The sequence below is a fragment of the Aminobacterium sp. MB27-C1 genome (assembly GCF_030908405.1).
Classification (GTDB): Bacteria; Synergistota; Synergistia; order Synergistales; family Aminobacteriaceae; genus Aminobacterium.
In genome coordinates this window covers 1,764,835-1,790,265 of the sequence record NZ_CP133089.1, presented here as the reverse complement: position 1 = coordinate 1,790,265, position 25,431 = coordinate 1,764,835, and the positions used below count along the sequence as shown (strand labels likewise).

The 25,431-nt window shown below is 41.9% G+C and carries 24 protein-coding genes; 15 read left to right on the top strand and 9 right to left on the bottom strand.

Translation table 11 applies throughout. From position 1 onward, the window contains the following. Positions 1-12: 12 nt before the first annotated feature. On the bottom strand, positions 13-1,317 hold the full coding sequence (gene asnS, locus RBH88_RS08705) for an asparagine--tRNA ligase (RefSeq protein ID WP_213701367.1): 1,305 nt from the start codon (positions 1,315-1,317) through the stop codon (positions 13-15). 86 nt (positions 1,318-1,403) lie between these two features. Between asnS and RBH88_RS08700 the strand changes: the two genes are divergently transcribed. Genes RBH88_RS08700 through RBH88_RS08690 form a run of 3 tightly spaced genes read left to right on the top strand, consistent with a single transcriptional unit; the run spans position 1,404 to position 5,359 of the window. Further along, positions 1,404-2,795 (top strand): hypothetical protein, encoded by a 1,392-nt coding sequence (locus tag RBH88_RS08700; protein WP_213691818.1) that lies wholly within the window; start codon positions 1,404-1,406, stop codon positions 2,793-2,795. Positions 2,796-2,833: 38 nt separating this feature from the next. Next, on the top strand, positions 2,834-4,312 hold the full coding sequence (locus RBH88_RS08695) for an AMP-binding protein (protein WP_213691817.1): 1,479 nt from the start codon (positions 2,834-2,836) through the stop codon (positions 4,310-4,312). A 3-nt stretch (positions 4,313-4,315) separates the two neighbouring features. Next, complete coding sequence (locus RBH88_RS08690; RefSeq protein WP_213691816.1) at positions 4,316-5,359, top strand: bifunctional heptose 7-phosphate kinase/heptose 1-phosphate adenyltransferase; 1,044 nt, start codon at positions 4,316-4,318, stop codon at positions 5,357-5,359. Here the strand turns inward: RBH88_RS08690 and RBH88_RS08685 are convergent. After that, positions 5,310-6,164, bottom strand: a complete 855-nt coding sequence (locus tag RBH88_RS08685; protein ID WP_213691815.1) for an HAD family hydrolase — start codon at positions 6,162-6,164, stop codon at positions 5,310-5,312. The two genes, RBH88_RS08690 and RBH88_RS08685, sit on opposite strands and share 50 nt — an antisense overlap. Positions 6,165-6,258: 94 nt before the next feature. Between RBH88_RS08685 and RBH88_RS08680 the strand changes: the two genes are divergently transcribed. Further along, positions 6,259-7,257 carry a hypothetical protein gene (locus tag RBH88_RS08680; RefSeq protein ID WP_307879549.1) on the top strand — a complete coding sequence of 333 codons (999 nt, stop codon included), beginning with the start codon at positions 6,259-6,261 and terminating at the stop codon, positions 7,255-7,257. 70 nt (positions 7,258-7,327) lie between these two features. On the opposite strand, the gene RBH88_RS08675 is transcribed toward RBH88_RS08680, so the two are convergent. The 6 genes from RBH88_RS08675 to RBH88_RS08650 form a co-directional block, all read right to left on the bottom strand. Further along, the gene (locus RBH88_RS08675) at positions 7,328-8,845 is read right to left on the bottom strand and encodes a BCCT family transporter (RefSeq protein WP_307879548.1); all 1,518 of its coding nucleotides are present in this window, start codon (positions 8,843-8,845) and stop codon (positions 7,328-7,330) included. A 74-nt stretch (positions 8,846-8,919) separates the two neighbouring features. Next, positions 8,920-10,245 carry a glycine/betaine/sarcosine/D-proline family reductase selenoprotein B gene (locus RBH88_RS08670; protein WP_307879547.1) on the bottom strand — a complete coding sequence of 442 codons (1,326 nt, stop codon included), beginning with the start codon at positions 10,243-10,245 and terminating at the stop codon, positions 8,920-8,922. Between the two features lie 16 nt (positions 10,246-10,261). Next, positions 10,262-11,572, bottom strand: a complete 1,311-nt coding sequence (locus RBH88_RS08665) for a glycine/sarcosine/betaine reductase component B subunit (RefSeq protein WP_213701366.1) — start codon at positions 11,570-11,572, stop codon at positions 10,262-10,264. A 90-nt stretch (positions 11,573-11,662) separates the two neighbouring features. Continuing rightward, a complete protein-coding gene (gene grdA, locus RBH88_RS08660) occupies positions 11,663-12,139 on the bottom strand; it encodes a glycine/sarcosine/betaine reductase complex selenoprotein A (protein ID WP_213691810.1) in 477 nt (158 codons plus the stop codon). Between the two features lie 153 nt (positions 12,140-12,292). Then, the gene (locus RBH88_RS08655; RefSeq protein ID WP_213691809.1) at positions 12,293-12,958 is read right to left on the bottom strand and encodes a response regulator transcription factor; all 666 of its coding nucleotides are present in this window, start codon (positions 12,956-12,958) and stop codon (positions 12,293-12,295) included. Continuing rightward, positions 12,955-14,103 (bottom strand): ATP-binding protein, encoded by a 1,149-nt coding sequence (locus RBH88_RS08650; RefSeq protein WP_213691808.1) that lies wholly within the window; start codon positions 14,101-14,103, stop codon positions 12,955-12,957. Before RBH88_RS08650 ends, RBH88_RS08655 begins: the two co-directional genes overlap by 4 nt. A gap of 146 nt (positions 14,104-14,249) precedes the next feature. Here RBH88_RS08650 and RBH88_RS08645 point away from each other — a divergent pair, with 146 nt between their 5' ends. Continuing rightward, a complete protein-coding gene (locus tag RBH88_RS08645; RefSeq protein ID WP_213696007.1) occupies positions 14,250-15,626 on the top strand; it encodes a PLP-dependent aminotransferase family protein in 1,377 nt (458 codons plus the stop codon). On the opposite strand, the gene RBH88_RS08640 is transcribed toward RBH88_RS08645, so the two are convergent. Then, a complete protein-coding gene (locus tag RBH88_RS08640) occupies positions 15,617-15,838 on the bottom strand; it encodes a hypothetical protein (RefSeq protein ID WP_213691806.1) in 222 nt (73 codons plus the stop codon). The two genes, RBH88_RS08645 and RBH88_RS08640, sit on opposite strands and share 10 nt — an antisense overlap. 192 nt (positions 15,839-16,030) lie before the next feature. On the opposite strand from RBH88_RS08640, the gene RBH88_RS08635 reads away from it, so the two are divergent. The 10 genes from RBH88_RS08635 to RBH88_RS08590 all read left to right on the top strand — a co-directional run bounded on the left by RBH88_RS08635 (position 16,031) and on the right by RBH88_RS08590 (position 25,430). Further along, positions 16,031-16,687, top strand: a complete 657-nt coding sequence (locus RBH88_RS08635) for a GntR family transcriptional regulator (RefSeq protein WP_213691805.1) — start codon at positions 16,031-16,033, stop codon at positions 16,685-16,687. 157 nt (positions 16,688-16,844) lie between these two features. Next, positions 16,845-17,978, top strand: a complete 1,134-nt coding sequence (locus RBH88_RS08630; RefSeq protein WP_213691804.1) for a DegT/DnrJ/EryC1/StrS aminotransferase family protein — start codon at positions 16,845-16,847, stop codon at positions 17,976-17,978. A gap of 105 nt (positions 17,979-18,083) precedes the next feature. After that, positions 18,084-18,779 carry a zinc metallopeptidase gene (locus RBH88_RS08625; protein WP_213691803.1) on the top strand — a complete coding sequence of 232 codons (696 nt, stop codon included), beginning with the start codon at positions 18,084-18,086 and terminating at the stop codon, positions 18,777-18,779. 88 nt (positions 18,780-18,867) lie between these two features. After that, on the top strand, positions 18,868-19,563 hold the full coding sequence (locus RBH88_RS08620; RefSeq protein WP_213691802.1) for a DUF6391 domain-containing protein: 696 nt from the start codon (positions 18,868-18,870) through the stop codon (positions 19,561-19,563). Then, complete coding sequence (locus tag RBH88_RS08615; protein WP_213691801.1) at positions 19,560-20,888, top strand: RsmB/NOP family class I SAM-dependent RNA methyltransferase; 1,329 nt, start codon at positions 19,560-19,562, stop codon at positions 20,886-20,888. The genes RBH88_RS08620 and RBH88_RS08615 overlap by 4 nt, the downstream gene beginning before the upstream one ends. A gap of 2 nt (positions 20,889-20,890) precedes the next feature. Next, positions 20,891-22,075, top strand: coding sequence for a PASTA domain-containing protein (locus tag RBH88_RS08610; RefSeq protein WP_213691800.1), 1,185 nt, complete (start codon positions 20,891-20,893; stop codon positions 22,073-22,075). Beyond that, entirely contained in the window at positions 22,054-22,785 is a 732-nt protein-coding gene (rpe, locus tag RBH88_RS08605; protein WP_213691799.1) for a ribulose-phosphate 3-epimerase, read from the top strand. Before RBH88_RS08610 ends, rpe begins: the two co-directional genes overlap by 22 nt. Further along, positions 22,754-23,677 (top strand): RodZ domain-containing protein, encoded by a 924-nt coding sequence (locus tag RBH88_RS08600; RefSeq protein ID WP_213691798.1) that lies wholly within the window; start codon positions 22,754-22,756, stop codon positions 23,675-23,677. The genes rpe and RBH88_RS08600 overlap by 32 nt, the downstream gene beginning before the upstream one ends. Then, the gene (rimO, locus tag RBH88_RS08595; protein WP_213691797.1) at positions 23,674-24,966 is read left to right on the top strand and encodes a 30S ribosomal protein S12 methylthiotransferase RimO; all 1,293 of its coding nucleotides are present in this window, start codon (positions 23,674-23,676) and stop codon (positions 24,964-24,966) included. The genes RBH88_RS08600 and rimO overlap by 4 nt, the downstream gene beginning before the upstream one ends. Next, positions 24,963-25,430, top strand: a complete 468-nt coding sequence (locus tag RBH88_RS08590; protein WP_213691796.1) for a phosphatidylglycerophosphatase A — start codon at positions 24,963-24,965, stop codon at positions 25,428-25,430. Before rimO ends, RBH88_RS08590 begins: the two co-directional genes overlap by 4 nt. The last annotated feature ends 1 nt before the right edge of the window (position 25,431 follow it).

Below are 25,431 nucleotides of genomic sequence, written 5' to 3'. Positions count from 1 at the left end.
ATAATTACATTATTATGGTTTTATCCTATAAATAGTTCTGGGCCAGGGAATAGCTTCCCGAATATGGTCAAGACCGCAAATCCAGGCTATAACGCGCTCTATACCCATTCCAAAGCCGCTATGGACGAAGGTTCCATATTTTCGCAGGTCAAGATACCAGTCATAAGATTCTTCTTGTAAACCTTCTTCATGAATTCTGGCGAGAAGCCGTTCTAGATCATCTTCTCGCTGAGAACCTCCGATGATTTCTCCGTATCCTTCAGGTGCAAGCAAGTCGTCACACAATACTAAATCTGGATTTTCAGGATGCTCTTTCATGTAAAATGCTTTGACTTTTTTGGGATAGCATTCTACGAAGATAGGTTTATCAAATTGTTGAGTAAGAATTGTCTCATCTTCATTTCCAAAGTCATCTCCATAGGGAGTAGAACTTCCGAGTTCGTGAAGCATTTCCATGGCTTTGTCATAGGTTATCCTATAAAAAGGAGCTTTTACCTTTTCCAGTTTCGTTATATCGCGGTCAATAGATTCAAGTTCTTTCCTGCAATGGAGAAGCACTTGTTCCACGATGTAAGAGACTAAATTCTCTTGAAGTTCTATGTTCTTTTCGTGATCATAGTAGGCAACTTCTGGTTCGAGCATCCAGAACTCTGTTAGATGCCGTCTGGTTTTGGATTTTTCAGCTCTGAATGTAGGGCCAAAACAATAGACTTTTCCAAAAGCAGCAGCTGCTGCTTCTGCATAAAGCTGTCCAGTTTGTGCAAGATAGGCTTTTGTATCCTCGAAATAATTAAGCTCGAAAAGCCCTGATGCACCTTCTCCTATAGAACCGGTTAAAATAGGGCTGTCTATGAGCATAAAACCCTCATTGTGCAAGTATTCTCTTGCTGCCCAAATAACTCGTTCCCGTATTTTCATAATAGCTTGCTGGCGGCTGCTGCGTAACCAGAGATGTCGGTGATCGAGAAGAAAATCGATGCCATGATCCTTTTTCCCTAACGGGTATTCTTCAGTGGGGTTTTGAATAACATGTAAAGCTGTGACAGTCAATTCCACCCCGGATGGCGCCCGTTCATCAAGCCGAACAATGCCTTCGACTTCCACAGATGCTTCAAGCCAGAGCCGTTTGGCATCTTCGAAAGCTTCTTCTGATACTTCTTTTTTTACCATAACGCCTTGAACTGTTCCTGTACCATCTCGAAGTTGAAGGAAGTGTATTTTCCCAGAACTTCGTTTGTTGTACATCCATCCCTTTACGGTAACCTTTTGGCCTTCATGTTTGACCAGATCTTTGATATAAATCCATGATTCGGACATCTAGACCAACCTCCGTCTTGTCATGTATATTACGAGTGACTTATATGATACACTAAGTCACATATCTGTAAAAAGGAGCGTTTTCTTTGGATATTCCCCGACTTATAATTGCGGATGAAAGAAGAACGGGTTTTATCCCTCCTGCAGTTTTAATAATCAGTGCAATGCAGCAAATGGGATATCCTGTTCGTATCTTCGTTTCCGAGCCAGACGAAGAACTCATCCAGATTTTACAACTTGTATGCTCACAACCTGTTACAGTTATTGATCCCTTTCTTTGTGGTAGCCAAAAAACGTTAAAAATCCTTTTTCAACATGCTGCTCAAAAAGATGCAATCAATTTCATTGTTGCGCCACTCGGAGAACGTCAACGTGAAGATACGTTGACAGTATCGTCTGATACTCTTGAAATTGCAAGAGCTTTAGGATGTGGAATTGTTCCTGTCCTTTACGGAGATACATCTGCGACTCTTACTGCCCGATCAGTTGAACACATTGTCTCTCAATGCAATGGCATAGCAGGTGGCGGTGCTTCTATCTTGGCTATTTTATATATGTCTGTCTTTAATCCCAGAGAGTATCAGCTTTTAGAGATTGAACAGGGAAGAAAAACGCCTTTAATTGGCCTTGGCTATATTCCTAAATATCTGGAGCGAGAGAGTGTTTCTTTGTTACACCTTTTGCTTGAAGACAGGGGAAGACAGGTTGCATTGTCTTTAAAGACAGCAGCAGCCCAACTTATAGCTCTTGTTGACCAAGTGGAATGGGCTACTTTTGCAACATTGTCGAGAATTGATGAGAAGTTTGAGGCAGTGAGTGATTCAAATCGACGACAGTTGCCTTCTTTAACAGTGGGTATTTATGATCACCCGGCTTTTTGCCTCAATGGCGATAACGCAACTCAGCTTTTTTCGTATTTGGGATGCTCCGTGGAGAAATTTTCAGAGCTAGACGAAAAGAAGCTTCATAATGCAGATGCTCTTTACATCCCGCATGGTATGGGGTTTCTTGCTGCCGAGATGTTAATAGGTTCTAAAGAAAAATCGAATGTGCTAAAAAATCTTTTCCTTTCCCGAAAACCAATATTTGTCAATGGTGGAGCGGCTCCTCTTTTTGGCAGTCGCTTTGCTCTTTCTCAAGATCGTTCTTATGAAGGTCTCTCACTTTTCGATTTTGAAAGCAAGTATAATTTTAATATGTCCCAGAGAGAGTCTTTAAAATATCATATCAATGCCTTTACTCGAGGAATTTTCTTTGATAGAGGAGGAAAAGCAAGGGGATATTCTGTTCCTTATCTATCTATATCATCCCAAGATTCCTTGGAGAAGGGGTTATGGAGTTGTATTGATGCAGAATCATTAAAAGAGACGTCTCAAACAGGGTGGGAAATAGGGTATGGGGCTGTCTCCCACGTTGTACTTGAGCTTTGGAGTTGCATAGAAGCTGTTGTTCACTGGCTTACATTAAGAAAACGTTAAACACACATACAACCGGGTATAGGGGGAGGCTTTATTAAATGGGGAAAAATTTGAGTGATGTTGTTGGTAATCTTTGCCTCGAAGCTCCGGACAGAGATTATATATGGTGGAAAGACGAATGGTGGAGTAGAAAACGTTTTTATGATATTACGTCATCTGTTGAAAAAATTCTCACAGAATCAGGTTTTAGTTCTGGCCAGAGAATTGTAACATTGCTTCCTAATTGTCCCCTTCTCTTGGCTCTTTCCGTCGCATGCTGGCATCTGGGGGGAGCAATTGTTCCCCTGAATATGTTAGCAGGGCCGCAATCTCTTAAACGGAGCATAAAGCATGCAGAACCCTTCGTTATTGTTGTACCAGATTCTATTCCTTTGGATATGGAAACCTTGCAAAAGACGCAAATTCCAGTGATTCCTGCAAATATAGATGGACAAATGCCTTCTTTTAAGGGAGTGTGTCAGACTCCCTCCAATGATGATGTAGCTGTCTTATTTTATACTTCAGGTACAACAGGTTTACCCAAAGCGGTTCCTTTGAGTCACGAGAATATTTACAGCAATGTGGAAGCGGCAGCTCTTCATTTTTCTGCTTTTGAAGCTGACGAATGCGTACTGCTCAATGCTTTACCTAATTTCCACACTCTAGGATATTCAACAAGCGGACTTTTGCCTCTTTTAAAAGGTGCACGTCAAGCGATTGTTCCATCTTTTATGCCTCCAGATAGAACATTAAAGGCTATTTCTGCTGCGAAAGTTAATTTCATAGTTGCTGTACCGGCTATGATTGCTTTATTAGTAGCTGCAGCAGTACGAACGAATGGTAACGTGCCTAAACATGTTTCTACGATAGTGAGTGGTGGGGACCGTTTCCCAGTGGCTCTTGATGCTCGCGTTAAAGAATATTTCGGGGTTAATGTTATGGAGGGCTACGGATTAACGGAATGTTCTCCTGTGGTTGCTGTAAATCCCGATGTTACGAGGCGAAAAATAGGTACGGTAGGAACACTATTGCCAGGTTTTGAATATGAATTGCGGGATGAAAATAACAATGTTATCTCAGAAGGAAAAGAGGGCATTCTCTGGTTGAAGGGGAATTCAGTAGTTAGAGAATATTTCAGAGATCCTGAAAATACGTCTCAGAAATTTCACGAGGGTTGGTTTAATACAGGAGATTTAGTCCGTATTGATGATGAAGGGTATATAACTATTATTGATAGAGTAAGCGATATTATCATCGTAGGAGGATTCAATGTTTACCCTCAGGAAGTTGAAGAAATTCTGAATAACTATCCCGGCATAAAGGAGTCGGCTGTAGTAGGTATTCCTCACTCTATAAGCGGTCAGATTGTTAAGGCGTTTATTATACGAGACGATCCTGCTGTTACGACAAAAGAGTTGATGGCATATTGCAGAAAACAGCTTGCCCATTACAAGGTTCCTCGTCTTTATGAGTTTGTAGAAGATTTTCCTCGTAACAGTTTAGGAAAAGTTTTGAGGAGAAAACTGAGAGAAGGATAATAAATGGAGTCATTTGATTTTTTATCAGAACTTTTGCGGAATGTACATGTAGTTGTTATTGGCGATGCTATGCTTGATCATTATATTTGGGGAGGGGCTTCTCGTCTCTCCCCAGAAGCTCCTGTTCCTGTCGTTGTAGTGGGAAATGACGAGTACAGAGCAGGAGGAGCTGCGAATGTAGCTTCGAATATAGTTGCACTTGGAGGGAAGGCAACACTAGTTTGTCCTGTCGGAGCTGACCATGCGGGAAGTATCCTTTTAGATGTTGTGAAGGAAAAGGGTGTTAACGTAGAGTGCTCTTTGAAAAGAACAGAAGTTCCGACAATAGTAAAGACGCGAGTATTAGCTCTTAATCAGCAAGTTGTTCGGATTGATCGGGAACGTAAGGTTTCGTTGACACGAAAAGAAGAAGAAGGCATTTTGACCTCCCTTGATAACATATCCCCGTTACCTACAGTACTTGTTCTTTCAGACTATGCAAAAGGGGCAATAACGTCCACCTTGGCGAGAAAACTTATATCGTGGGGGCAATCCCGCCATATACCGGTTATAGTTGATCCCAAACCTCCTCATATCCATCGTTTTATGGGAGCGTCACTCATGACTCCCAATCTTTCTGAGGCAGGCCGACTCGTAGGTCGGGACCTTTTACATCAGGAAGATGTAGAGCAGGGAGCTCAGGAACTGAGACAGGCTTTATCTCTTGAAGGTATCCTTATTACTCAGGGAAGTGACGGAATGACCTATGCTGGTGTGGATAAAACCTTTCATTTACCTGCTCTTTCAATGGAAGTCTACGATGTATCTGGCGCTGGTGATACTGTAGCAGCTGCGCTTTCCCTTACTATTGGCGGACAATTCCCCATAGAAGAAGCATGCCTTTTTGCGAATATGGCAGCCGGTATGGCTGTTCAAAAACGCGGAACATCCATTGTCAGTCTTCAAGAAGTTCTGACAGGATGTTACTCTGAAGATATGGCAGCTATGGCTTCTCGTCTCAAAACTGTTTTGACGAATCAAAGAGAGAAGCAAGTGCTTGAGATGTAGTTTCAAATCTCAAATCATGATCAGAAAGAGTATTACCAATAGCTATAAACGCTCCCTTTCCAAAAGCTTGAAAACTTCTTCTGTCACTTTCTGCATCACCAAAATAAAGAGGATACGAAGCTTTAAAAAGGGAGCAGAGCTTTTCTAACCCTTTGGGGGAAGGTTTTGTGATGCCAGATTCTGGCGTTATAATGCGGTCTTTGGGAAAATCCTCCCATCCTAATAATGAAAGGGCCAACTTCATTTCGCCTTCCGGCCTGCCTGTATAAATAGCAGATGGCAGGGGTAATTCTTTCCAATGATAGTTGAGCATTGGTGTTTCTCTCTTCCAGTACCCTTGAGATGAAGTTACAAAGAGGCATTTTTCTCCCGTAATTGTCTGCATCTCTTCTTTCCCATAATAGAATTCTTCACAGATCCTGCGAACCATGAGACGAGAAACTCTTTCTCCGAAACTTTTTTCAACCCATTCCTTAACGTTACTTCCTTTGCATGTTTTCAAAAGTTGTTTCCACTCTAAAAGAGTAGGGGCGGAATCGGCAAGATTCTCTCTTTCTTTTGTCAGCGTTATACATAAAAAAACCCATGCAATGTCGTAATCGTCATTAAAAGAAGGGTGTTGTTTTGCTGCGTAAAAGTGATCCATTGTGAAACCGTTACTGTCAATGGAATGATTAAGAATATTTTTCCAGACCCAATGTACGCTATCTTGAGCGACAAATGGGTATGAAAGGGATGTATCGATGAGAACTCCATCTACATCGAAAATAAGAAGATCTGCTTTTTGCCCAATTGAAAAGTTCATATCCTAATCTCCTTTAATAAACAATCGTTTTCTTGCATAATAATACATGAGGAAAGGCATTTTGGAAAAAGAGAGAAGAAGGAGTTGATAGGGTATGAGTGACGAAATGGTCCTGTTACTTTTTGATCATCTTCATCCTTGTTGGAATGAAGAGAGCGTTTTTTTAGCAGGAGAAGACCCTGAAAGCCTTGGTCGCCTCCATGTAGAGGGGCTTTTGGATAAAAATACTGATCGTTATTTTTTATCTGCAAAAGGAATTGATGTTTTTAAAACTCTTTCCTCTCAATGGTTTTGCGAAACTGTGCCGGTAGAGGAATCTTTAGATGAAGCCGCACAAAAGTATTTTTTATGGCGTACAACATTTCAGAGCTTGCTTGATCGTAGTTTTGTTGCGCGGTGGGGGGCGAAAGATTATCATTTGGGCCTTCACCTTGAATATTCCCCAGCTCTTTCAGGTAAGGATTTTTTCGTGAACGAATCATCACATATTGTCTGGACATACGATTCTCACCCTCTTGTTAAAAAGATGAAGGAAGACTTTTCTCTCTCTGGTGTCAAGGCGAGAGAAAAGACTCCTCGCACACTAGAAGAAATTAAAGAATGGCATAAACTTAATAATGTGCCGAGCAGTTTTTTCTATGTCGATCTTCTTCTATTGGGGCGTTACGATTTTGCTTATTATATGCACTATCCTAAACATCCGAATGACGTGTTAGGCCTTGTCAATGCAGATAAATTTTTTTGCTTCCAGGCACCGAAACCTTTTGAACATGTCGATTCTTATATTGAAACAATAGGAAAGGTTCACCTTTTTCTTCTTAATCAACGTCGCATGTACATCCCCGGATATGTAGATCTGGATTCTGCTGACCAGGATTCTCTGAATTGGATTATTTGGATAGTTGATACTGAAGAGGAAGCCTTATCCTTGCATAAAATTCTTGATCCTATGGAAGAAAGCCTTATCGGTCCGGCTCGTCCACTTGACGTATGGATTTTAAGCCTTGAAGCATTGAGGAATGTACATGAAAAATATGAAATGGTTTATGACCTTTTTCCTCACGTTGCACATTCAGTTATACGAAGTATCTAGAAAGAGAAGAGTATATAAAGAAACGGGCCCTTTGAAAGGACCCGTTTCTTTTTCGGGGGGGAATCAAACTTTAAATCTGCACTATTTTTTCTTCTTCTTCATCCTTCTTTAATGCCTTAACAAGAGAGTAACAGGCAAGAACCATGATGATGGCAAAAGGAGCGGCTGCAGCTATAGACGCTATTTGTAGCGCTTTCAAACCTCCAGTCATAAGAAGAACAAAGGCAAGAGCTGCCTGAAGAACTCCCCAAATTCCCATTTTCGATTTGGGAGGATTGAGGTTTCCTCGGGTAGAGTACATTGAAAGTACAAATGTTGCTGAGTTTGCAGATGTAATAAAGAAAGTAGAAATGAGGACGACCATAATAATCGACATAACCATTCCAAGAGGGTAATGGCTGTACATTTCAAAAACTCCAGTGGAAATATCCGCACTGACCTTTGATGCAATTTGAGCTATTCCACTTAATTCCAAGTGAAGTCCGGACGTGCCAAAAATGGCAAACCATGTAAAACTTCCGAGAGCTGGCACTATGAGAACACCTGTTACAAATTCACGGATCGTTCTTCCTTTTGATATGCGAGCTATGAAGGAGCCTACAAAAGGAGCCCAGGCTATCCACCATGCCCAGTAGAAGAGTGTCCAACCACCCATCCACTCTTTATAGCCGCCACCATATGGTGCCATAACAAAGCTTTCTGGAATAACATTAGCGAGATATTCGCCTATACCAGTTAAGAGAGATTCTATAATGGCAATAGTTGGTCCGAGCAAGAAGAGGCTTACCGCAAGCAAACAGGCAATGAAAAGATTGAGATTAGATATAAGCTTAATACCCTTTTCCAGTCCAGATATGGCGGAACCCGTGTATAAAATTCCTAAAACGAGAATAATGATAAACTGAACCATAATCGTTTGGGGAATGCCGAAGAGATATTTTAAACCACTATTAATTTGGAGTACGCCAAGACCTAACGATGTGGCAATACCTGCTACTGTAGCGAAAATTGCGAGAATATCTATGGCTTTACCAATAGGGCCCCGAACACCCTCTTCTCCCAAAACGGGAAGGAAGAGACTGCTGATGAGTCCTGGTGCATTCTTTCTAAATTGGAAATAGGCCAGAGGAAGAGCGATAACGCTATAGTTGGCCCATGGGTGAAGACCCCAGTGGAAAAAAGAAATCCTCATGGCATCAGTTGCTGCTTTTACTGAGCCTGGTTCTGCTCCGAAAGGAGGATTGAGAAAGTGAAAGACAGGTTCACCTACACCATAAAATACAAGGCCAATACCCATTCCTGCGGAAAAAAGCATAGCGAACCACGAAATTGTACTGAATTCAGGTTTAGAATCATCTGGTCCTAATTTTAATTTTCCAAAACGGCTGCAAGCAAGGCAGATGGGGAAAACTACGAAAATGCTCATAGCCAACATGTATCCCCATCCAAAATCTTGAATGAGGAAGTTGAAAAGTCCTTTAGCTGCAGAATCAAAAGTTGACGGAGAAAAAAGTCCCCAGGCAACAATGATTAAAGTAAATATCATAGAAATAATGTAGACAGAATTGTTTTTTGATTCGTTATTCATTTCACGACACCTCTCTGCCATTTTATATACAATGAGGGGGGCGAGTTTATTGCCCTCCTCATTGTTATTAGAAGCTAGATTTTAACTGGAAATACAGTCTGATCAGAAATATCAGTTTCGAGAGCGCCCAGTGCCACTCCTACTCGATGATATCGTAGCTTCCACTCATCTTCAGGAAGAAGAGCTGGATTGCCGAGAGGATAAGGAACCGAAACTGTAGGAACGATACGGTTGACTCCAACAGTTTTAGCAATATTTACGAGGTTACACATAACTACGACTGGAAGACCTGCTCTTTCAATTTCTTTTGCCATCGTTGACCCGCAACGAGTACAGGTTCCTCAGGTGGATGTCAGAATAACAGCACTTACGCCTCTTTCTTTGAGCTTTTCTGCTATTTCTTTACCCATACGTGCAGCTTCACCCTGTGTTGTTCCTGTCCCTACAGTTGTATAGAAGTAATCATCGACTTCACCTATACGACCTTCTTTTTGATATGCGCGAATAGCATCAAGGGGAACAACTACGTTAGGATTTTTATCTGCCTGCTCAGGGTCATACCCGGCATGTATGGTTTTATATTCTGGGGCAGGTAGTCTATCAAGCTTGGAAACATCATATTCGCCCCATTTTGTTGCAGAGCAAGACTGAATATGATCAGGGTTCTCTCGAGGAACGATACCGCCAGAAGTAACGAGAGCAATTTTAACCTTTCGAAGATCTGCTACGGCAGGAGCAATGTCTACTCGATCCTGCTTTGGAATAGGAAGTTCTGTTATAAACTCTTGCCCTGTAAGTTTTTTGACGAGCATGTCGACAGCTCTATCCGCTGCCATCTTAGGCTCAAGGCCTAAATCTTCAAGGAAGACTTCGTGACGTATTCCACGGGGGAAATAGCCCTCTATAGAAGCAGGAAGAATCTTTTCACCCTTTGCAATTTTATCTGCAAAAGAGGCAAGCTTTTCTATATCCTGTTTCATGTAGGTCGCTCTTCGTCCACCTTCAAAGATATAAAGATGTCCTTTAAACATTTCTACTCCAGGGTTCTCAACATTCATGGAACTGAATACGGGCACGTTGAATTTTTCCTGTACAGCTTTGCATATTGTTCCGCAGGCTGTTCCATAACGACCAGCAAGGAATGCTGGACCAGCTATAAACATGTCAAATTCAAGGCCTTCAAGCATGCTGAGAATTCTGGAAACAGCTTCTTCTGGGTGAGATGCCATGAAGTTATCTCCGCAGATCACTGTATGAGTTACTGAAACTTCTTTCATGCTCTGATCTAATAACAGGCTGGGACCTACTGTTCCTTCATGAATAACAGGTTCAAAATCAGCCTTGTCTTCGCCGCCTATTTGTCCAAAAAACTGATTTATATAATGGATAGTTTTTTTCATCAGGAATTCACCTCTCCTAGAAGTCTGCACAGGTTTTTACGGAGAATCCACTGATATGATCAGCGCAGAACATAGCGTTATTCTCCATGATTATGGACCCGTCTTCTCGAACGCATCCTTCCCATCCACCAGAAAGTCCGTCACGTGCAAGAGATTCAAGTTCTCCGAGAACTGTTTTCATCGGAGGAAGTTCATGAATCTGAGAAACGTTTCCTGATGATACGAGGGCTGTAGCCTTTTCATCAAGGGCAACGAGGGGCTGAGAGGCTCCATCTCGACCTGTACACTCGTTGGAGAGTCCGACTGTTTTTATCCCGACGTTTTCAAGCTCAACTATTGTCTGAATATAGTCTACGTCGGGGTTTCCATATCCTTCTTCAGCTACGATTGCCCCATCAGCACCAAGGTTTAATGCCATACGTGCTACCATATTGGCTGAACGAATTTTTTCTTCCATAACAACATTAAGGTTTGACATAATGACGCCTAGGAAGTTGATAGTTTTTCCATGTTCCTTCATAAGACGCTTAACTGTTGGATTGTTAACCCATTCATAGGTAGAGATTTTTGATGATACAGGCATGAAACTTCCAGAGACGACAGCTCCGTCTAAAATTTCATTGGGATGCATAAAGGTGGGGAGCATATGGTTTCCATCCCAACCGTAAACAAGAGTGTTGTATCCCATGGCTTCCATCTGCGTTTGAGGCTGAGCTACGTACACAACTGAAGGTAATTGCTGTACTTCGGAAGTTCTTCTGTTAACTGGTTCAAGATCCCATGTTTCAATGCTTTCAGGTGTCATATCTTTTACACAGCGGCCGACATACTCAGAGAGTCTCATACCAGCCCAGCGAAGAGCTTTGTTTTTCTTCTGCTGCTCGCGACGCTCGAACTCTTCATCTGTGTCACCAACGAGAACGAGGTTAGGCATCAAACCGTAAATGGTATTTCTCTGTGCGGGACCGCTCATATCGATAAGGCCATCCTGGAATGAGCCCCAGTGCTTTCCTACAACAAGGAGAGAACAACCAGCCAAGGCATGCGTGCGACCAAAACCTACTGGAGCAACAGGAGATGTGCAACCAGGGTAAACTCCTTCACTTCCAGAGACTTTGCAACGCATCTCAAAGGCATCTTTTACAGGTACAAGACGAACTTCATCTCCTGGACGGACGATATGAAGATCGGCTTCGGTCATGTGGCTGTCTTCCATAACGACTTGCAACGCTTCTTCTTTATTTATAGTGAGAATACCGTTGTTGTAAGCTGTTTCGTCTCCGAAAACGATATCTTTCACAAAAAACTTTCCGATCTCGAGTTTCATCGAGTCACGCTTCCTTTCACTTTTGGGAGTAGCTCTTATCGAGCCGTAAAGTTCCAGCAACAAAAGATCTGTTGCCGGAACACAACAGACCTATAAAGGATACTGGCTATGTTCTTCTCGCATGCCTTTAACAGCTTCGACGAGAGCATCGACGTCCAGTACCATTTCCATCATGCCAAGCTGTTCTTCCCATACAGCCTGATCAATTTTGTCTTTAAATAGGGGATCAAAAATGTGAAAAACTGCGAGTCCCAACGGGACTCCTGCTAATGGACCTGCAAATGTAGGATCTCCAGCGGTAACAGTTTCAGCGTAAATTTCAGCGCCTTCTGCATCGGAACTTCCAAGAACAACGACTACGTTTTCTGGACCAAATTTATCTGCGGCATCTTTAACTCGCTGTTGATTTTGCAAATCCATTGCACCTGCTGCGGTTCAAACGAAGCATTCAGTTACAGAAAAAACAACCTCACATCCTATGGATTTGAGAATTGTTTCCATAACAGGACCGGCTATACCGTCTCTTTCACCAAGAAGTACAAACTTTTTGCCTTCAAATGGAGCCATAGTTACACCTCCTTCCGCCTTCTTTGAACTTGTTTTCGTTTTCACTTGCGAAGACGAAAACAAACTATTTTTTTGTTTTCGCAGGCTAAGTATAAAAAGAAGAAGGTGTTAGACGCTATAAGTAAAAGTATGATTTCCTATTCACAAAAAACACTATAGGTCTTCGTCTAAGTCGACAAGTCCCTCTCGGAGAGCGTATCGGGTAAGTTCCGCCATGTTTGCACAACCAAGTTTATCCATAATATTTCTTCTGTGAGTGTCGACAGTGTTTTTACTAATAGATAATTCAGAAGCAATTTTTTTCGTATTTTTGCCTTCTACTAAGAGCTTCAAAACTTCTGCTTCCCGAGGAGAAAGCTTATTTTCTTGTGGGTGGAAGGCTTCATTGCGAAGACGTAAATAATCTTCAAGCAGTATAGTTGAAACTTTAGGAGTAAGGTAGACATTTTCTTCCATAACAGTCTTAATGCCTTGTACGAACTCTGAAATGCTGCACTCCTTTAAGATATAGCCTCGTGCACCTGCACTTAAAATTTCTGAAATAATTCGTTTATCTGAGTGCATAGATAGTGCAATAATCTTTATATTAGGGTACTTTTTCGATATTATACGTGTTGCTTCGATACCGTTGAGGCCTGGCATTGTCACATCCATGATGATAATATCGGGTTGGCTTTGGGGGATAAGCTCCAAAACTTCCAGGCCATTTTCAGCAATGGCAATGACGCTGAAATTTTCTTCTTTTATGAGTAAATCTTTCAGTCCATCGAGAAAAATTTTATGATCGTCGGCGAGAAGGATGCGTATTTTCTTATTCATGCGAATGCCCCCTTACGAATCTCCATATGTGTTGGTGCAACAAGAGAAATGGTTGTTCCTTTTTCAGGTTCAGAGATGATTTGAATTGAACCGTCTATAGTGTGAAGCCTCTCGCGAATACTAAAAAGGCCATAGCCAGACCATTTCCCCCAGTGTGGTTCGTTTTGTTTTTTAAACCCTTTTCCGTTATCTTCGACAACAACTCGCACTCTTTTTTGTCCCCGATAGACACGTACTGATACATGACTTGCTTCTGAGTGCTTGATTACATTTATGAGAAGTTCACGAGTCATTTGATAGAGTAAGATACTGATATTCTTATCTATTGTATGGCTTGGAATGCCGTTTTGCTTAAAATCATAAGTAATGTTTCGCGGACGTAGAAGTTGTTCGGTGAGAGATTCCAGGGCGGCCTCAAGACCTACTTCATAGAGAATAGGGGAACTTATCTCGAAAGTCATTGCTCTAGTATCCTGAATAACATCACTGAGCATTCCCATTGTATTTTCTATCTCTTTTTTAAAAGATTCACTGGGAGCTTCTTTGCTTAACTTTTCAAGGCGATGCATAATAGTTGCCAAAGAATACCCCACACGGTCATGAAGGTCTGTTGCAAATTTGCGGCGCGTAGCTTCTTCTGTTAGCGAAAGTTGTGCTGCCAGGTTTCTAAGTTCTTCCCTGTACTCTATAAGTCGTGCTTCACTTCGTTGCAAGGCATCTTCTGAGCGTTTCCATTCTGTTAGATCAAGGAAGATCACAGCTACTTGACGTTCCAGTGGGCTGAACGCCAAAGCATGAAGATACTTTCCTGTCGCTGGACTAAGTCCTTCGTAATGAGTTGATTTTCCTGTTTTTGCAACTTGTAAAACTATATCGTGCCATTCCTTTTCTGAAGCCCCCCAGACTTCGCTAAAAGACCGCCCGATAATATTTTGTCTTTTGACCCCCATTACACGTTCATATGCAGGGTTGATATCGAGAAAAACAACGCTGGTTGCCTTTCCTTTCGCGTCGTAGTTAACTTTATATAATGCGAGCGGGTCAAAAATTCTGTAAAAAAGTTGACGGTACAATAAATCTGTATCTTTTAAAGAAACATCTTTTGACACGTCATGGGAAAAATATGAATTTTTCTCATATTTCATTTTATCTCACTCCGTATTTATGTAATTGATCATATCTCTTGATAGTATCTGTTGAATGTTCTTTTTTTGCAACGTAACAATTTCGCATTTTAATTAGCTATAATGTTTTGTTGAAATAAATACATTTTTTAAAAGGGGTAAATATAATGATCGAAATTCCTCTTGATCACGAATCTGAAACACCTTTATATCGGCAAATAGCTTTTCATCTTAAAAAAATGATAGAAAAAGGAGCCTTACCGGCAGGTTTGAAATTGCCGGGGTCTAGAAAATTAGCTAAAGATCTTGGTGTCGGAAGGGTTACAGTCACAGAGGCGTACTCGCTTTTATCTGACTATGGCTATGTTATAGAGCGTGGGAGAAGTGGAACATATGTCACCCCAAAAGTGATAGAGAAAGAGAGCATAGAAGAAGAAACCGATACATATTGGAATCTAGATACAGTTCGACCTTCTGCAGATCTTATTCCTTCTTTAGACTTATCACGTATTGCACGGGATGTTCTTGCTTTTTGGGGACATAATGCTTTATGTGAAGCACCACATGCTGGACTTAACTCTCTTAGACAAGTTTTAGTTGAACACAGCGCATCAAGGGGAATCCCTGCATCTTGGAAAGATGTTTTTGTCACTGCAGGGGGACGCCACGGTTTGGCTCTTTCTATTGAAGCCCTAAAAAATATTGGTATACGAAAAATGTGGGTGGAAAAATTGACCTACCCTGACGCTGTAATGATTGCTCGTTCTGAAGGGGTATGTATTGAAGTGCTGCCGCCTCTTGAAGAAATAACTGAAACGTGGTATGAATGCCTGTCTGGATCTGATGTGTTATATTTGGTTCCCAGTTTTCAAAACCCTACGGGAAAGACCATTTCTGTTGCAGTTCGGCAGATGATTTTGCAGGCGAGTTCCCAAAATGGATTTTGGATATTGGAAGATGATGCTTACGGGGAATTACGTTATGGTGAGGCAAGTGTCTCGGCTCTCAAGGCTATGGAAAATTCAGAGAGAGTACTCTATCTTGGGTCTTTCAGTCAGGTCTTGTTTCCTGGATTGAGATTGGGATATGCTCTTATTCCAGATCGATTGATGGAAGTTTTTCTTTCTCTCCAAGCAAGTAAATGGGGGCCTGTATCCTCGCTTGATCAGTTTATAGTGCAGAAATTTATAGAAAATAAAGGGCTTGAATCAGCCCTCGAATCGGCTCGGGGTATTATGGAATCTCGAATGAAAGCTTTAGGTTCCGCTTTATCGGCGATACTACCGACATCTTTTTTTACGATACCTGACGGAGGAATTTATCTCTGGCTTCATTTGCCAGGTCTTGATGGGTGGGATGCAGCACAAAAAGCCTGCCACCACGGAGTTCTCGTAACTCCTGGAAATGTTTTTTCTTTAGATGAGAAACGAGTCGAAGCTGTCCGCTTGTCTGTTTGCGGTGTTTCGAGTGAACATATGAACTGTGTTGTTCAATGTCTCTATGATGCATGGGGTTCTTTTTTACGTCCTTCAGTCTATTTGTGAGCGTTTTTATAGAGGTCATTTTCTTCTTGAAGGGCATGTAAATACTTTTTCCACAGCCATATGGCTAAAATGCCACATACTGTACCTCCTGGCAGTCCGAGACCGATGTATAAGACGTTTCCTTTTCCAAGAAAAAAACCTCCAAGCCCGGCAAGGGCATATCCATAACAAATAATAGTTGCAAAAGAGAGTAACAATACACATTGTCTCATGGGAGACCTCCTATTGTATGCGTTATTAGGTATGCTGTATAATGAGATCAATTCAGTTATTTTTTTATTTTTAGCGTATTTTACCATTTTTACATCTTGTAGAGCCGTATGACGTATGTTAAAGTTATTTATGCAAAAGACAGACTCTTATACAATTAAAATTGTTTACTTGAATCAAGGAGGAATTTTTAAATGCGAGAAGCGAGATTATATACAACCTCTGCTGACTATGCCTATCAGGAATTACGTCACAAAATCATAACAAAGCAGTTAAAACCAGGGCAGAGACTTCCGGAGGTGAATATTGCTGTTCAGATGGGGGTCAGCCGTACTCCTGTCCGCGAGGCGCTACGAAGATTAGCGAGCGAGGGTCTGGTTATTATTATCCCTAATAGTGGAGCTCGTCTTGCTGCACCTACAGCGCGAGAGATAGAGGATACCTTTTTGGTACGAGACCAGTTGGAGACTTTAGCAATCAAGCTTGCTGCTGAGAGGATTGGAGACAGACATCTTCGCCGCCTGGAAGAGGCGATGATAGAAGAGGGTCGAGCCATAGAAGAAAAAGACCTTGAAAAGTATCTTGAGGTCAATGAAGCCTTCCATAAAGCTATTGCCGACGCAAGCGGTAATAAAGTTTTATCCGAATATGTAGAAAATATTTTGGCTCGCACAAATGCTTATGTAGTATTTTATGATCCATTTTATCAGCTTGAGACGATGCCCAGCATTGATGCTCATAGAGAAATTTTAGTGGCGCTTCGTCATCACGATTCTGAAAAATGTGTAAAACTTTTAAGAGCCCATCTTCAAGATGCTATTGAAGGTTTACGAAGAGCAAGAGAAGAGTAAAACTTTACTTCAATATTTTTAAGATGAGAAAGGCTGGAGCAATCCAGCCTCTTTTTTTTGCCAAAAATACATGGGATCATGTGAAGATATATAGCAGAGAAGGGGCTTTTTTGTCATAATGCCTTTTATAAGTTTGTATTTGAGGAGGAAATATAATATGGAAATGAAAATACCAACACTTGATCTTACTAGAAATTATGCTCGTATTAAAGATGAGGTGCGAGAAGCCATAAATGAAGTTTTGGAGAGCCAATACTTTATTCTTGGCCCTGCTGTGAAGAATTTTGAAGATGAAGTCTCCAGTTATCTTGAGGGGGCAACTGCTATTGGTTGTGCGTCGGGAAGTGATGCCCTCTATCTTGCTCTTATGGCTTTAGATATAAAAGAAGGGGATGAAGTAATAACGACCCCTTATTCCTTTTTTGCTACAGTAAGCTGTATAACTCGACTTGGAGCTGTCCCTGTTTTTGTAGATATAGATCCGCGAACCTATAATCTTGACCTCAATCAGGTTCGCGAGAAAATTACGTCTAAGACAAAAGCCCTTATCCCGGTTCATCTTTTTGGACAAATGGTTCCTCTTGAAGAGATAGAGGAAGAATTGAAAGGAAAGGGAATTGCTGTAATAGAGGATGCTGCTCAAGCTTTTGGAGCTTGGAGAAAGGCCAATGGGGGAATAAGACGAGCTGGCGCTTGGGGGACTATAGGTTGTTATTCATTCTTCCCCACTAAAAACTTGGGAGGATATGGAGACGGTGGCATGGTTGTAAGTTCGGATGGAGAACTGGCTGAACGTCTGAAAAAACTCAGAGTACACGGGGCAGGAACAACATATATACACGAAGAGGTGGGACTTAACAGCCGTCTTGATGCTATACAAGCAGCTGTTTTAAGAGTTAAACTGCATCATTTGGATGAATGGAACGAGGAACGACGTCTTGTTGCAGATCGGTATAAGACGCTTTTTGCTGAATATGACCTTCTCGATAAAGTAGATGCTCCAGAAGAATTAGAAGGAAATTATCATATTTATCATCAGTATGTTCCGAGAGTTTCTGATCGTGATGGCGTTTCTTCTTATCTCGCAACGAAGGGAATAACGACGCGTGTATACTATCCGCTTTGCCTTCATCTTCAACAGTGTTTCGGCTCGTTGAATTATAAAGAAGGGGATTTCCCTATTGCAGAAAAGTTAAGCCATGAATGTCTTGCGTTACCTATTTTCCCAGAGCTGACGGAAGAGGAGCAAAGATATATTGTTTCTTCAATAGCCGATTATTACTCTAAGTAATTTGACCAATATTGCTCTTTATCCTCCAACCGTGTAAAATACGGATGTATAAAAATAATATTTCTATAAAATAAACTAAAATGCCATAGTGTTGGAGGTGATGGCGTGTTTCCGTTGTTTTTCGATCCTACTTTTGTTTTGCTGATTCCAGCAGTAATTCTGGCCTTTTGGGCTCAGATGAAGGTTAAAACAGCCTATTCGGAATATAGCCGTGTTCTTTCACGAAAGGGAGTAACGGGAGCTCAGGCGGCTCGAGCACTCCTTGATCAGTTTGGAATGTACAATGTGCCCATTCAAAGGGTAGCGGGACAACTTACGGATCATTACGATCCTCGAGATAAAACATTACACTTATCGGAAGGAGTCTATAACAGCACGAGTATTGCTGCTATAGGTGTTGCCGCTCACGAAGTTGGACATGCAGTGCAGCATCAGAAAAATTATGCTCCTTTGAAGTTTCGTAATGCTGTAGTCCCAGTAGTTGGAATTGGTTCGTCACTGGCTTTCCCACTTTTCTTCTTGGGGTTGCTTTTTAGAGGACCGCTTCTTATGGACGTGGGTATTCTCCTCTTTGTGGGAGTAATAATATTCCATCTCGTTACTCTTCCGGTGGAATTCGACGCAAGTTCGAGAGCCCTGAAGCTTCTCGGTGATACGGGAATTCTTGGTTCCGACGAAGTTGGTGGAGCAAAGGCTGTTTTAAACGCCGCAGCCTTAACATATGTCGCCGCAGCCGTCATGGCTTTTGCACAATTAGCTCGTCTCTTACTTCTTCGTGGAATGTTTGGTAATCGCGATTAGTGGCTTTCGTCCCTGCAAAAGGTGCGATATGATGGTGGGGTGGCGATAATGCTGCCTCACTTTTTATTTTAATAAGAGGATGGTTTTTATGCCTTTTTTACTTTTACTACTCATGTTTTTTATTGCTCCGTGGGCAGGGTTGGTTGCATTACTCTTTTTTGTTGTTTTTTTCCTCATCCTTTTACCGTTAGGCTTTGCCGCGAGTTCTTTTATGTGGCTTATTGTTGGTCCTACACAGCTTTTTCGAGTGTTATTTAATAAAAAAGTGCGGAAAAATCACGCTTTAGAGCACGGGGCAATACATGTTCTTGAAGAGTCTTTGGGACGGTGCAATATTGAAGGAATGTCATATGAAGATGGCTTTTCTTTGAAAGGGTTGGTAGAACCCTCAGTAGCTCTCTATGCTGCCCAGGAGGCTCTTGAGCGAATGAAACGTGGGGAGTCGTCGTTGGCGATTCATCCTCGGTGTGGCACGACAGTTGTTGTTGTCAATACACTCTCTTCTCTGTTGTTCATCCTATTGCTTTTATCTACAGGATCTTTGAGTGTGCTAAATGTTGTAATAGCTTTGTTCATTGCTCATATATTGGGGCCAATGACAAGCTCACTTGCTCAACGATATATTACTACAGATTCTAACGTTCGAAGTCTTGAAATATCGGGTATAGAGGTACGATCTGCTCATAAGAGCTTGGGCGGGATGTATGTATATGGCCCGACGCAGCTTTTTATTCGAACGCGACAAAAATCCCAAGTGCTTGAACCGGAGGTTCTTTTTTCATGAGAGGAATAGAAGCAGCTTTACATGTATTAACAGACGTTTCAAAAGGGCGATTTGCTAGCGAATCTCTTCGTCGCGTGTCAAATCATATGACGGAAGGCGATAGAATATTAGCTTCAACCCTTATCTATGCAGTTCTTCGACGTCAAACACTTTGGAGAAAAATCAGTGAAACTTTTTTACGCCATCCTTTCGATTCTCTTTCTTGGCCGACACGTCACGCTCTGGTTGTCGGTACAGCGGGGATTTTAGAATTGAAACATTTTTCTCCTCAGGTGCTTGTAAGTGCCTTGGTTGACGAAGTAAAAAGAAAAGGCCAACAGAACGAGTCTCGTATAGTTAATGCTGTTCTTCATAGAGTGGAAGAGCGTGGACATATAGTCATGGAAGAAATTCACAGGAGCACTTCTTTTCAAGATAAAGCTCTCTTTGGGGGAATCCCTCTTTGGGTTGCTTACCAATGGAAAGATGCTTTCGGTCAGGGTGAAGCCTCTAAACTGATTAATCTGTTTCGTGTACGCCCTTATGCCTCTTTAAGGGTTTTGCCTCAGACAAATATCCCCGATCTTTTGGAGAACCTGAAAAAAAATCGCATATACGGTTGGCCTTCTCCGTTGGTCGACTATTCTGTAAGAACGGCTTCCTTTGCCTTTCCTCCGGAGATCCCAGGTTTTAACGAGGGAACAGTTACAGTGCAGAGTGAATCGTCTATGCTCGTTGCTGAAATGGTACGCCGTTTGTGGAAAGAAGGTTCCATTCTCGATATGTGTGCTGGCAGAGGAATCAAAACTGGACAAATAGCAACATTATTACCCTCTACTTTAATAGAAGCATGGGAACTTTCAAAGGGAAGAAGCATCGCCTCAAAAAAAGAAATGCAGCGTCTTTCTTGTGCACGAAACGTTACGATACATCAAGGTGATTCTCTTAAGATGACCCCTCGTTCTACACCTAATTTAGTCTTTTTGGACGCCCCATGCTCAGGAAGTGGAACGTGGAGCAGGCATCCTGAATCAAAATGGATTTTTACTAAAGAAAAACTAGAAGAGCTTGTATTACTTCAGAAAAAACTTTTGAAAAAAGCAGTTGAAATTGTTGCACAAGGAGGAATTATCCTCTACTCTACATGTAGCTTGTTGCGGCAGGAAAACGAGCAGGTTATAGCAGAAATATTGGCAGAAGATAAGAGCCTAGTGGAAATGTCTCTTCCTATTTCAGGACGATATTTACGTAAGGGACGGCCGTGGGGAACATATATATGGCCACAGCTGCCGTGGCTTGACGGATTTTACATGGCTGCAATCCTGAAAAGAACTCAGGAGGGTTAAAAATGAGTAAAATGTATAAATGGGTCATGGTCCTGATTCTTCTTATTATTGTAGTTTCTGGTGGAATGGCCGTATTGACTATCTGGAAGGGTGGCAAGGGCATAGCTGTACCACCATTAAAAGAAATGTCTCTTGTTGAGGCTGTTGATGAGGCAAATCGCATTGGTTTTAAAGTAAAGGTAGAACAGATAGAATCTAATCTTCCTGGCGGAACCGTTTTAGCTCAATGGCCAGATCCAGGAGCCAGAATGAAAAAAGATACCACTGTTGTGCTGAAAGTAAGCAAAGGCGGGAACAGATTGGCTCTTCCCGACGTGCGAGGTCTTGAGTATTCTCAGGCTCTTAAAAAGTTAGAAGAAGCTGGATTCCAGGTTGGAGATATTATACGTGTCAATGATGATTCAAGAGCGGCAGGAACTGTTATAGCTCAAAGTCCGGCTGCTCCTGTCATGGTAGAGAGCACGAGGAAAATTGATTTACTCGTAAGCCAGGGACAAATTTCTCAGAATGGCTTGATAGCTGTTCCTGATGTTTTGCAACGTCAGGAACAAATTGCCAGAAAGCTAGTGGAGGAGTCGGGGCTTTCTGTTGCCAATGTAGAATATGTCTACACTCAAAATTCTCCAGAGGGAATGGTTATATCTATTCGTCCGAAAGTAGGAACATCTTTGAAACGGGGACAAGGGGTCATTCTTCAGGTAGCTTCCATGAAAAAAACTGTGACGGAACAAAAGGCTGAAACGGAACAGCTACAGATTGCTGCTCCCGGGCTTGCTCCGTCAGTATCTGTGAAGCAATCGGAAAGTCAGGCGGAGGTCGCTTCCAAGCCCAAGTCTGTAACGCAAACAGGAACGCTCGTTCCTGTTATGCCGCCGTCTTCGAAGCCTCAATCTCAGCAGTCATCGACGGTAGCTCCTGTTTCGAAGCCTTCTCAAAAAGAGGCCATTACAAAACCTGCGCCTTTACCAGCGGGCAGCAAAATTGCAAAAATACGGTATCAAGTGCCTCCACTTACTAAACAAATGCCATTAAAGATTGAAATGGTTGATGATCGCGGCACAACAGTTCTTTTAAACCGTGATGTAAAAGGTGGAGAGTACATTTCTCTTGAAGCTCCTTATGTAGATGAAGGGGTAGTTACTATCTTTCTCGGAGGTGAATTTGTATGGCAGGATCGTTACCGCTAGAGAAAGAACGGAGGTCTTTTCTTGTAGCCCCGTCCCTTCTTTCTGCCAATGTTTTATATATGGAAAAAAGTATTGCTTCCCTTGAGGATACTTATGATTGGCTTCATCTGGATATTATGGACGGTCATTTTGTTCCTAATTTGTCTTATGGGCCTAGTTTGGCAAAGGCCCTCCGAAAAAAATATCCATCTGCTGTTATAGATACGCACTTGATGGTAGAGCCACCAGAAGATTTTATTGAGGCTTTTGCAGCGACAAAAACTGACTATCTTACTGTTCATGTAGAGGCAACACCTCATCTCCATCGTGTAATTTCGCGAATACGGGAACTTGGTTGCCGGCCAGGTGTAGCTATTAATCCCGCGACGCCGATAGAATGGGTTTCTCCTATTCTATCGATGGTAGATTTAGTTCTTGTAATGTCTGTTAATCCAGGATTTGGCGGTCAATCTTTTATTGGTGAGACGCTACAGAAAACAGTAGATCTCTTTAGGTATCGTGCAGCTCACAACCTCTCCTTCCTTATTGAAATGGACGGAGGGATCGGAAGAGAAACGATAAAGCAGGTAGTGAACTCAGGATGCGATGTAGTCGTTATGGGAAGTTCCGTCTTTGGAACTCCTGACCCTGCTGAAACGATTCGTGAGCTGAGAGAATGTGTTAGGGGGGCAGCGGTCTGTGAAAAAGGAACGACGTCAAATAACTCTTGAAGAACTAGGTAGAGCTATCAAAACGAGAAGAGAAGAATTAGAGTTAAGTCTTCAGGACGTAGCAGATCTGACGAAAATACGTGTTCAATTCTTAGAGAGCATTGAGGAAGGCCGCTTTGAGAAATTGCCGGGGTTGGTCTATGCTCGGGGTTTTTTACGGACTGTATTACGAACAATAGATGCTGATGATTTATGGGAATATTACAAGCCTCTCCTATATGATATGCACAAACAAGATGCAGAGGCGGATAAAGTTGTTGGCGCATGTTCTCCCCCAGCGAAGGGGTTTCGCCAAGCATCACGTTTTTGGGTAATAGTAGTATTGATTTTGGCCGTAATTGGAACAGGATGGTATGTATGGTATTCATGGAGAGAAGGTGGCTTCTCTGTTGACCAGGTAGCCCAACAAAATGAGGAAAAGATGCTGGGAGAAAGAAATAATGTGGTTGCCTCTTCCGATGTGGTTTCCCAAGATACCTCTCCTCTTTCTGATGGGGCATCTATTGATGTTACTGAAAAGAGCGGTGACGCAGCATCTCTTGTGACAACGTCACAAGGAGAAGGTCAATCTTCTAGTGAAAATGCGGAGAAACCTGAAAAAGAAGATATTGAATCTCAAGCTGTTTCAAAATTGCCTGTTCTTGATATAACAAGTAAAGGTGAGTGCTGGGTGCGTGTGCGCTCCCAAAGTGGAATCCTCTACCAAGGAATTTTGAAAAAAGGGAAAAACTATACACTTGAAGTAAAAGAGAGAGTAACGGTTACATATGGGCGTGCAAGCGATGTTCTTGTTTCATGGAAAGGTGAAGATCTCGGTCGCCCTGGTGATGGCTCTCGTGTCGTTCATATATTTTATTCTTCTGATGGAAAGACAGGCAGGGTGAGCGAGTGAACATTTATTTTATAAGTCTTGGATGTGCAAAAAACTCAGTCGATAGCGAAAACCTTATCGGGATGATGGAATCTGCTGGTTTTAAGGTTGTTGATACTATAGATGACGCGGAAGTAGCAATTGTTAACACATGTGGCTTTATTCAACCGGCAGTGGAAGAGAATATAGGCGTTATTCTGGATCTGGAAAAATTAAAAGAAGAAGGGCAGCTTCTTCGGATTGGTGTAGTTGGTTGTTTGGTCAATCGTTACGGAGAAGATTTGAAGAAAGAATTTCCTTCTGTCGATATCTGGGCTCAGGCCGAAGATTGGGAAACAGTTATTCGTCAACTAGGAGGTGCACCTTCCTCTTCTTGGCAACGAGGAATATTGCCAGAAACCAAGATTTGGACTCGATATTTGAAAGTAGGAGAAGGGTGCGATACTTTCTGTTCGTATTGTACTATCCCCTCTATTCGAGGAAGAGCACGGAGTAATCCTATAGAAAAACTTACGCACGAAGCATGCCAGCTTGCAGAAAAAGGTGCCAAAGAAATTTGTCTCGTAGGCCAGGATCTTACCATTTACGGACGAGATCTTTATGGCAAATCGTCTCTTGTTCCTTTGCTTGATGCTTTGACAGAGGCATTGCCAAAAGATATATGGTTACGTCTTTTATATCTTCATCCAGCACGAATAGACGAAAGATTCGTGGATTACATTGCATCGAAGAAACAAGTTTTACCTTATCTTGATATACCCATACAGCATGTTGACGGGGAAATCTTGAAGGCCATGAATAGAACCGAGAACGAAGAAAGCCTTCGTAATTTATTTGGTTATATCAGAAAAGAGTATCCTTCTTTTGCTTTGCGGACAACATTCATCGTTGGTTTTCCCGGAGAAACAGAGAAACATTTTCAAGAGGTTCTTGATTTTATGGAAGACATGGAAATTGACAGAGTTGGTGCCTTTACATATTGCGCCGAAGAGGGAACTGTTGCTGCTAAATTGCCTGACCAAATCCCTCAACACATTAAAGAAGAGCGTTATGCACGACTTATGGAATTGCAGAGCGAGATTTCATTGAAAAGACAGAACTTTTTTGTTGGAAAAGAATTAACAGTCTTGATAGAAAATATCGATATGGAAGACAATATGGCATGGGGACGTTCATACAGAGATGCTCCGGAAGTTGATGGCCTTGTAGGCGTTATCAACGGTTCACATTTAGCGAAAGGCTCCTTTGTTAATGTTAAAATCACAGATGCGCAGGAATACGACCTTCTGGGTTTGGAGATAAAAGAATGAAACAAAAACTTTCAATAGCGGGAAATATTGCGACTTTAGGGGGTCTTGGCTTCTTCTCTTCCATGCCTGGTACAGTGGGGTCAGGAGCGGCCTTCCTTTTTTATGTTTTTTTGCCGGTGCCCTTGCTGGGCATTATAGCTGTGATGTTGCTTGGTATTTGGGCAGCTGATGTATATGCGAAAGAAACACAACAAAATGACCCGAAAGAAGTGGTCATTGATGAGGTTATCGGAACATGGATTTCTATGTTTTGCCTCCCCAGGGGGTTTTGGCTCCCTGCCCTTTTCCTTTTTAGAATTGTGGATATTATAAAACCCATACCAGTTTCTACCGCTGAAAAATTTCCCGGTGGGCTTGGAATTATGGCCGATGACGTTGTTGGCGGAATAATAACAAATCTAATCCTATGGGGAATACATTGGCTCTATTATGGAGGAGGTTTTCAGCTTCTTCTTGGGAGATGAT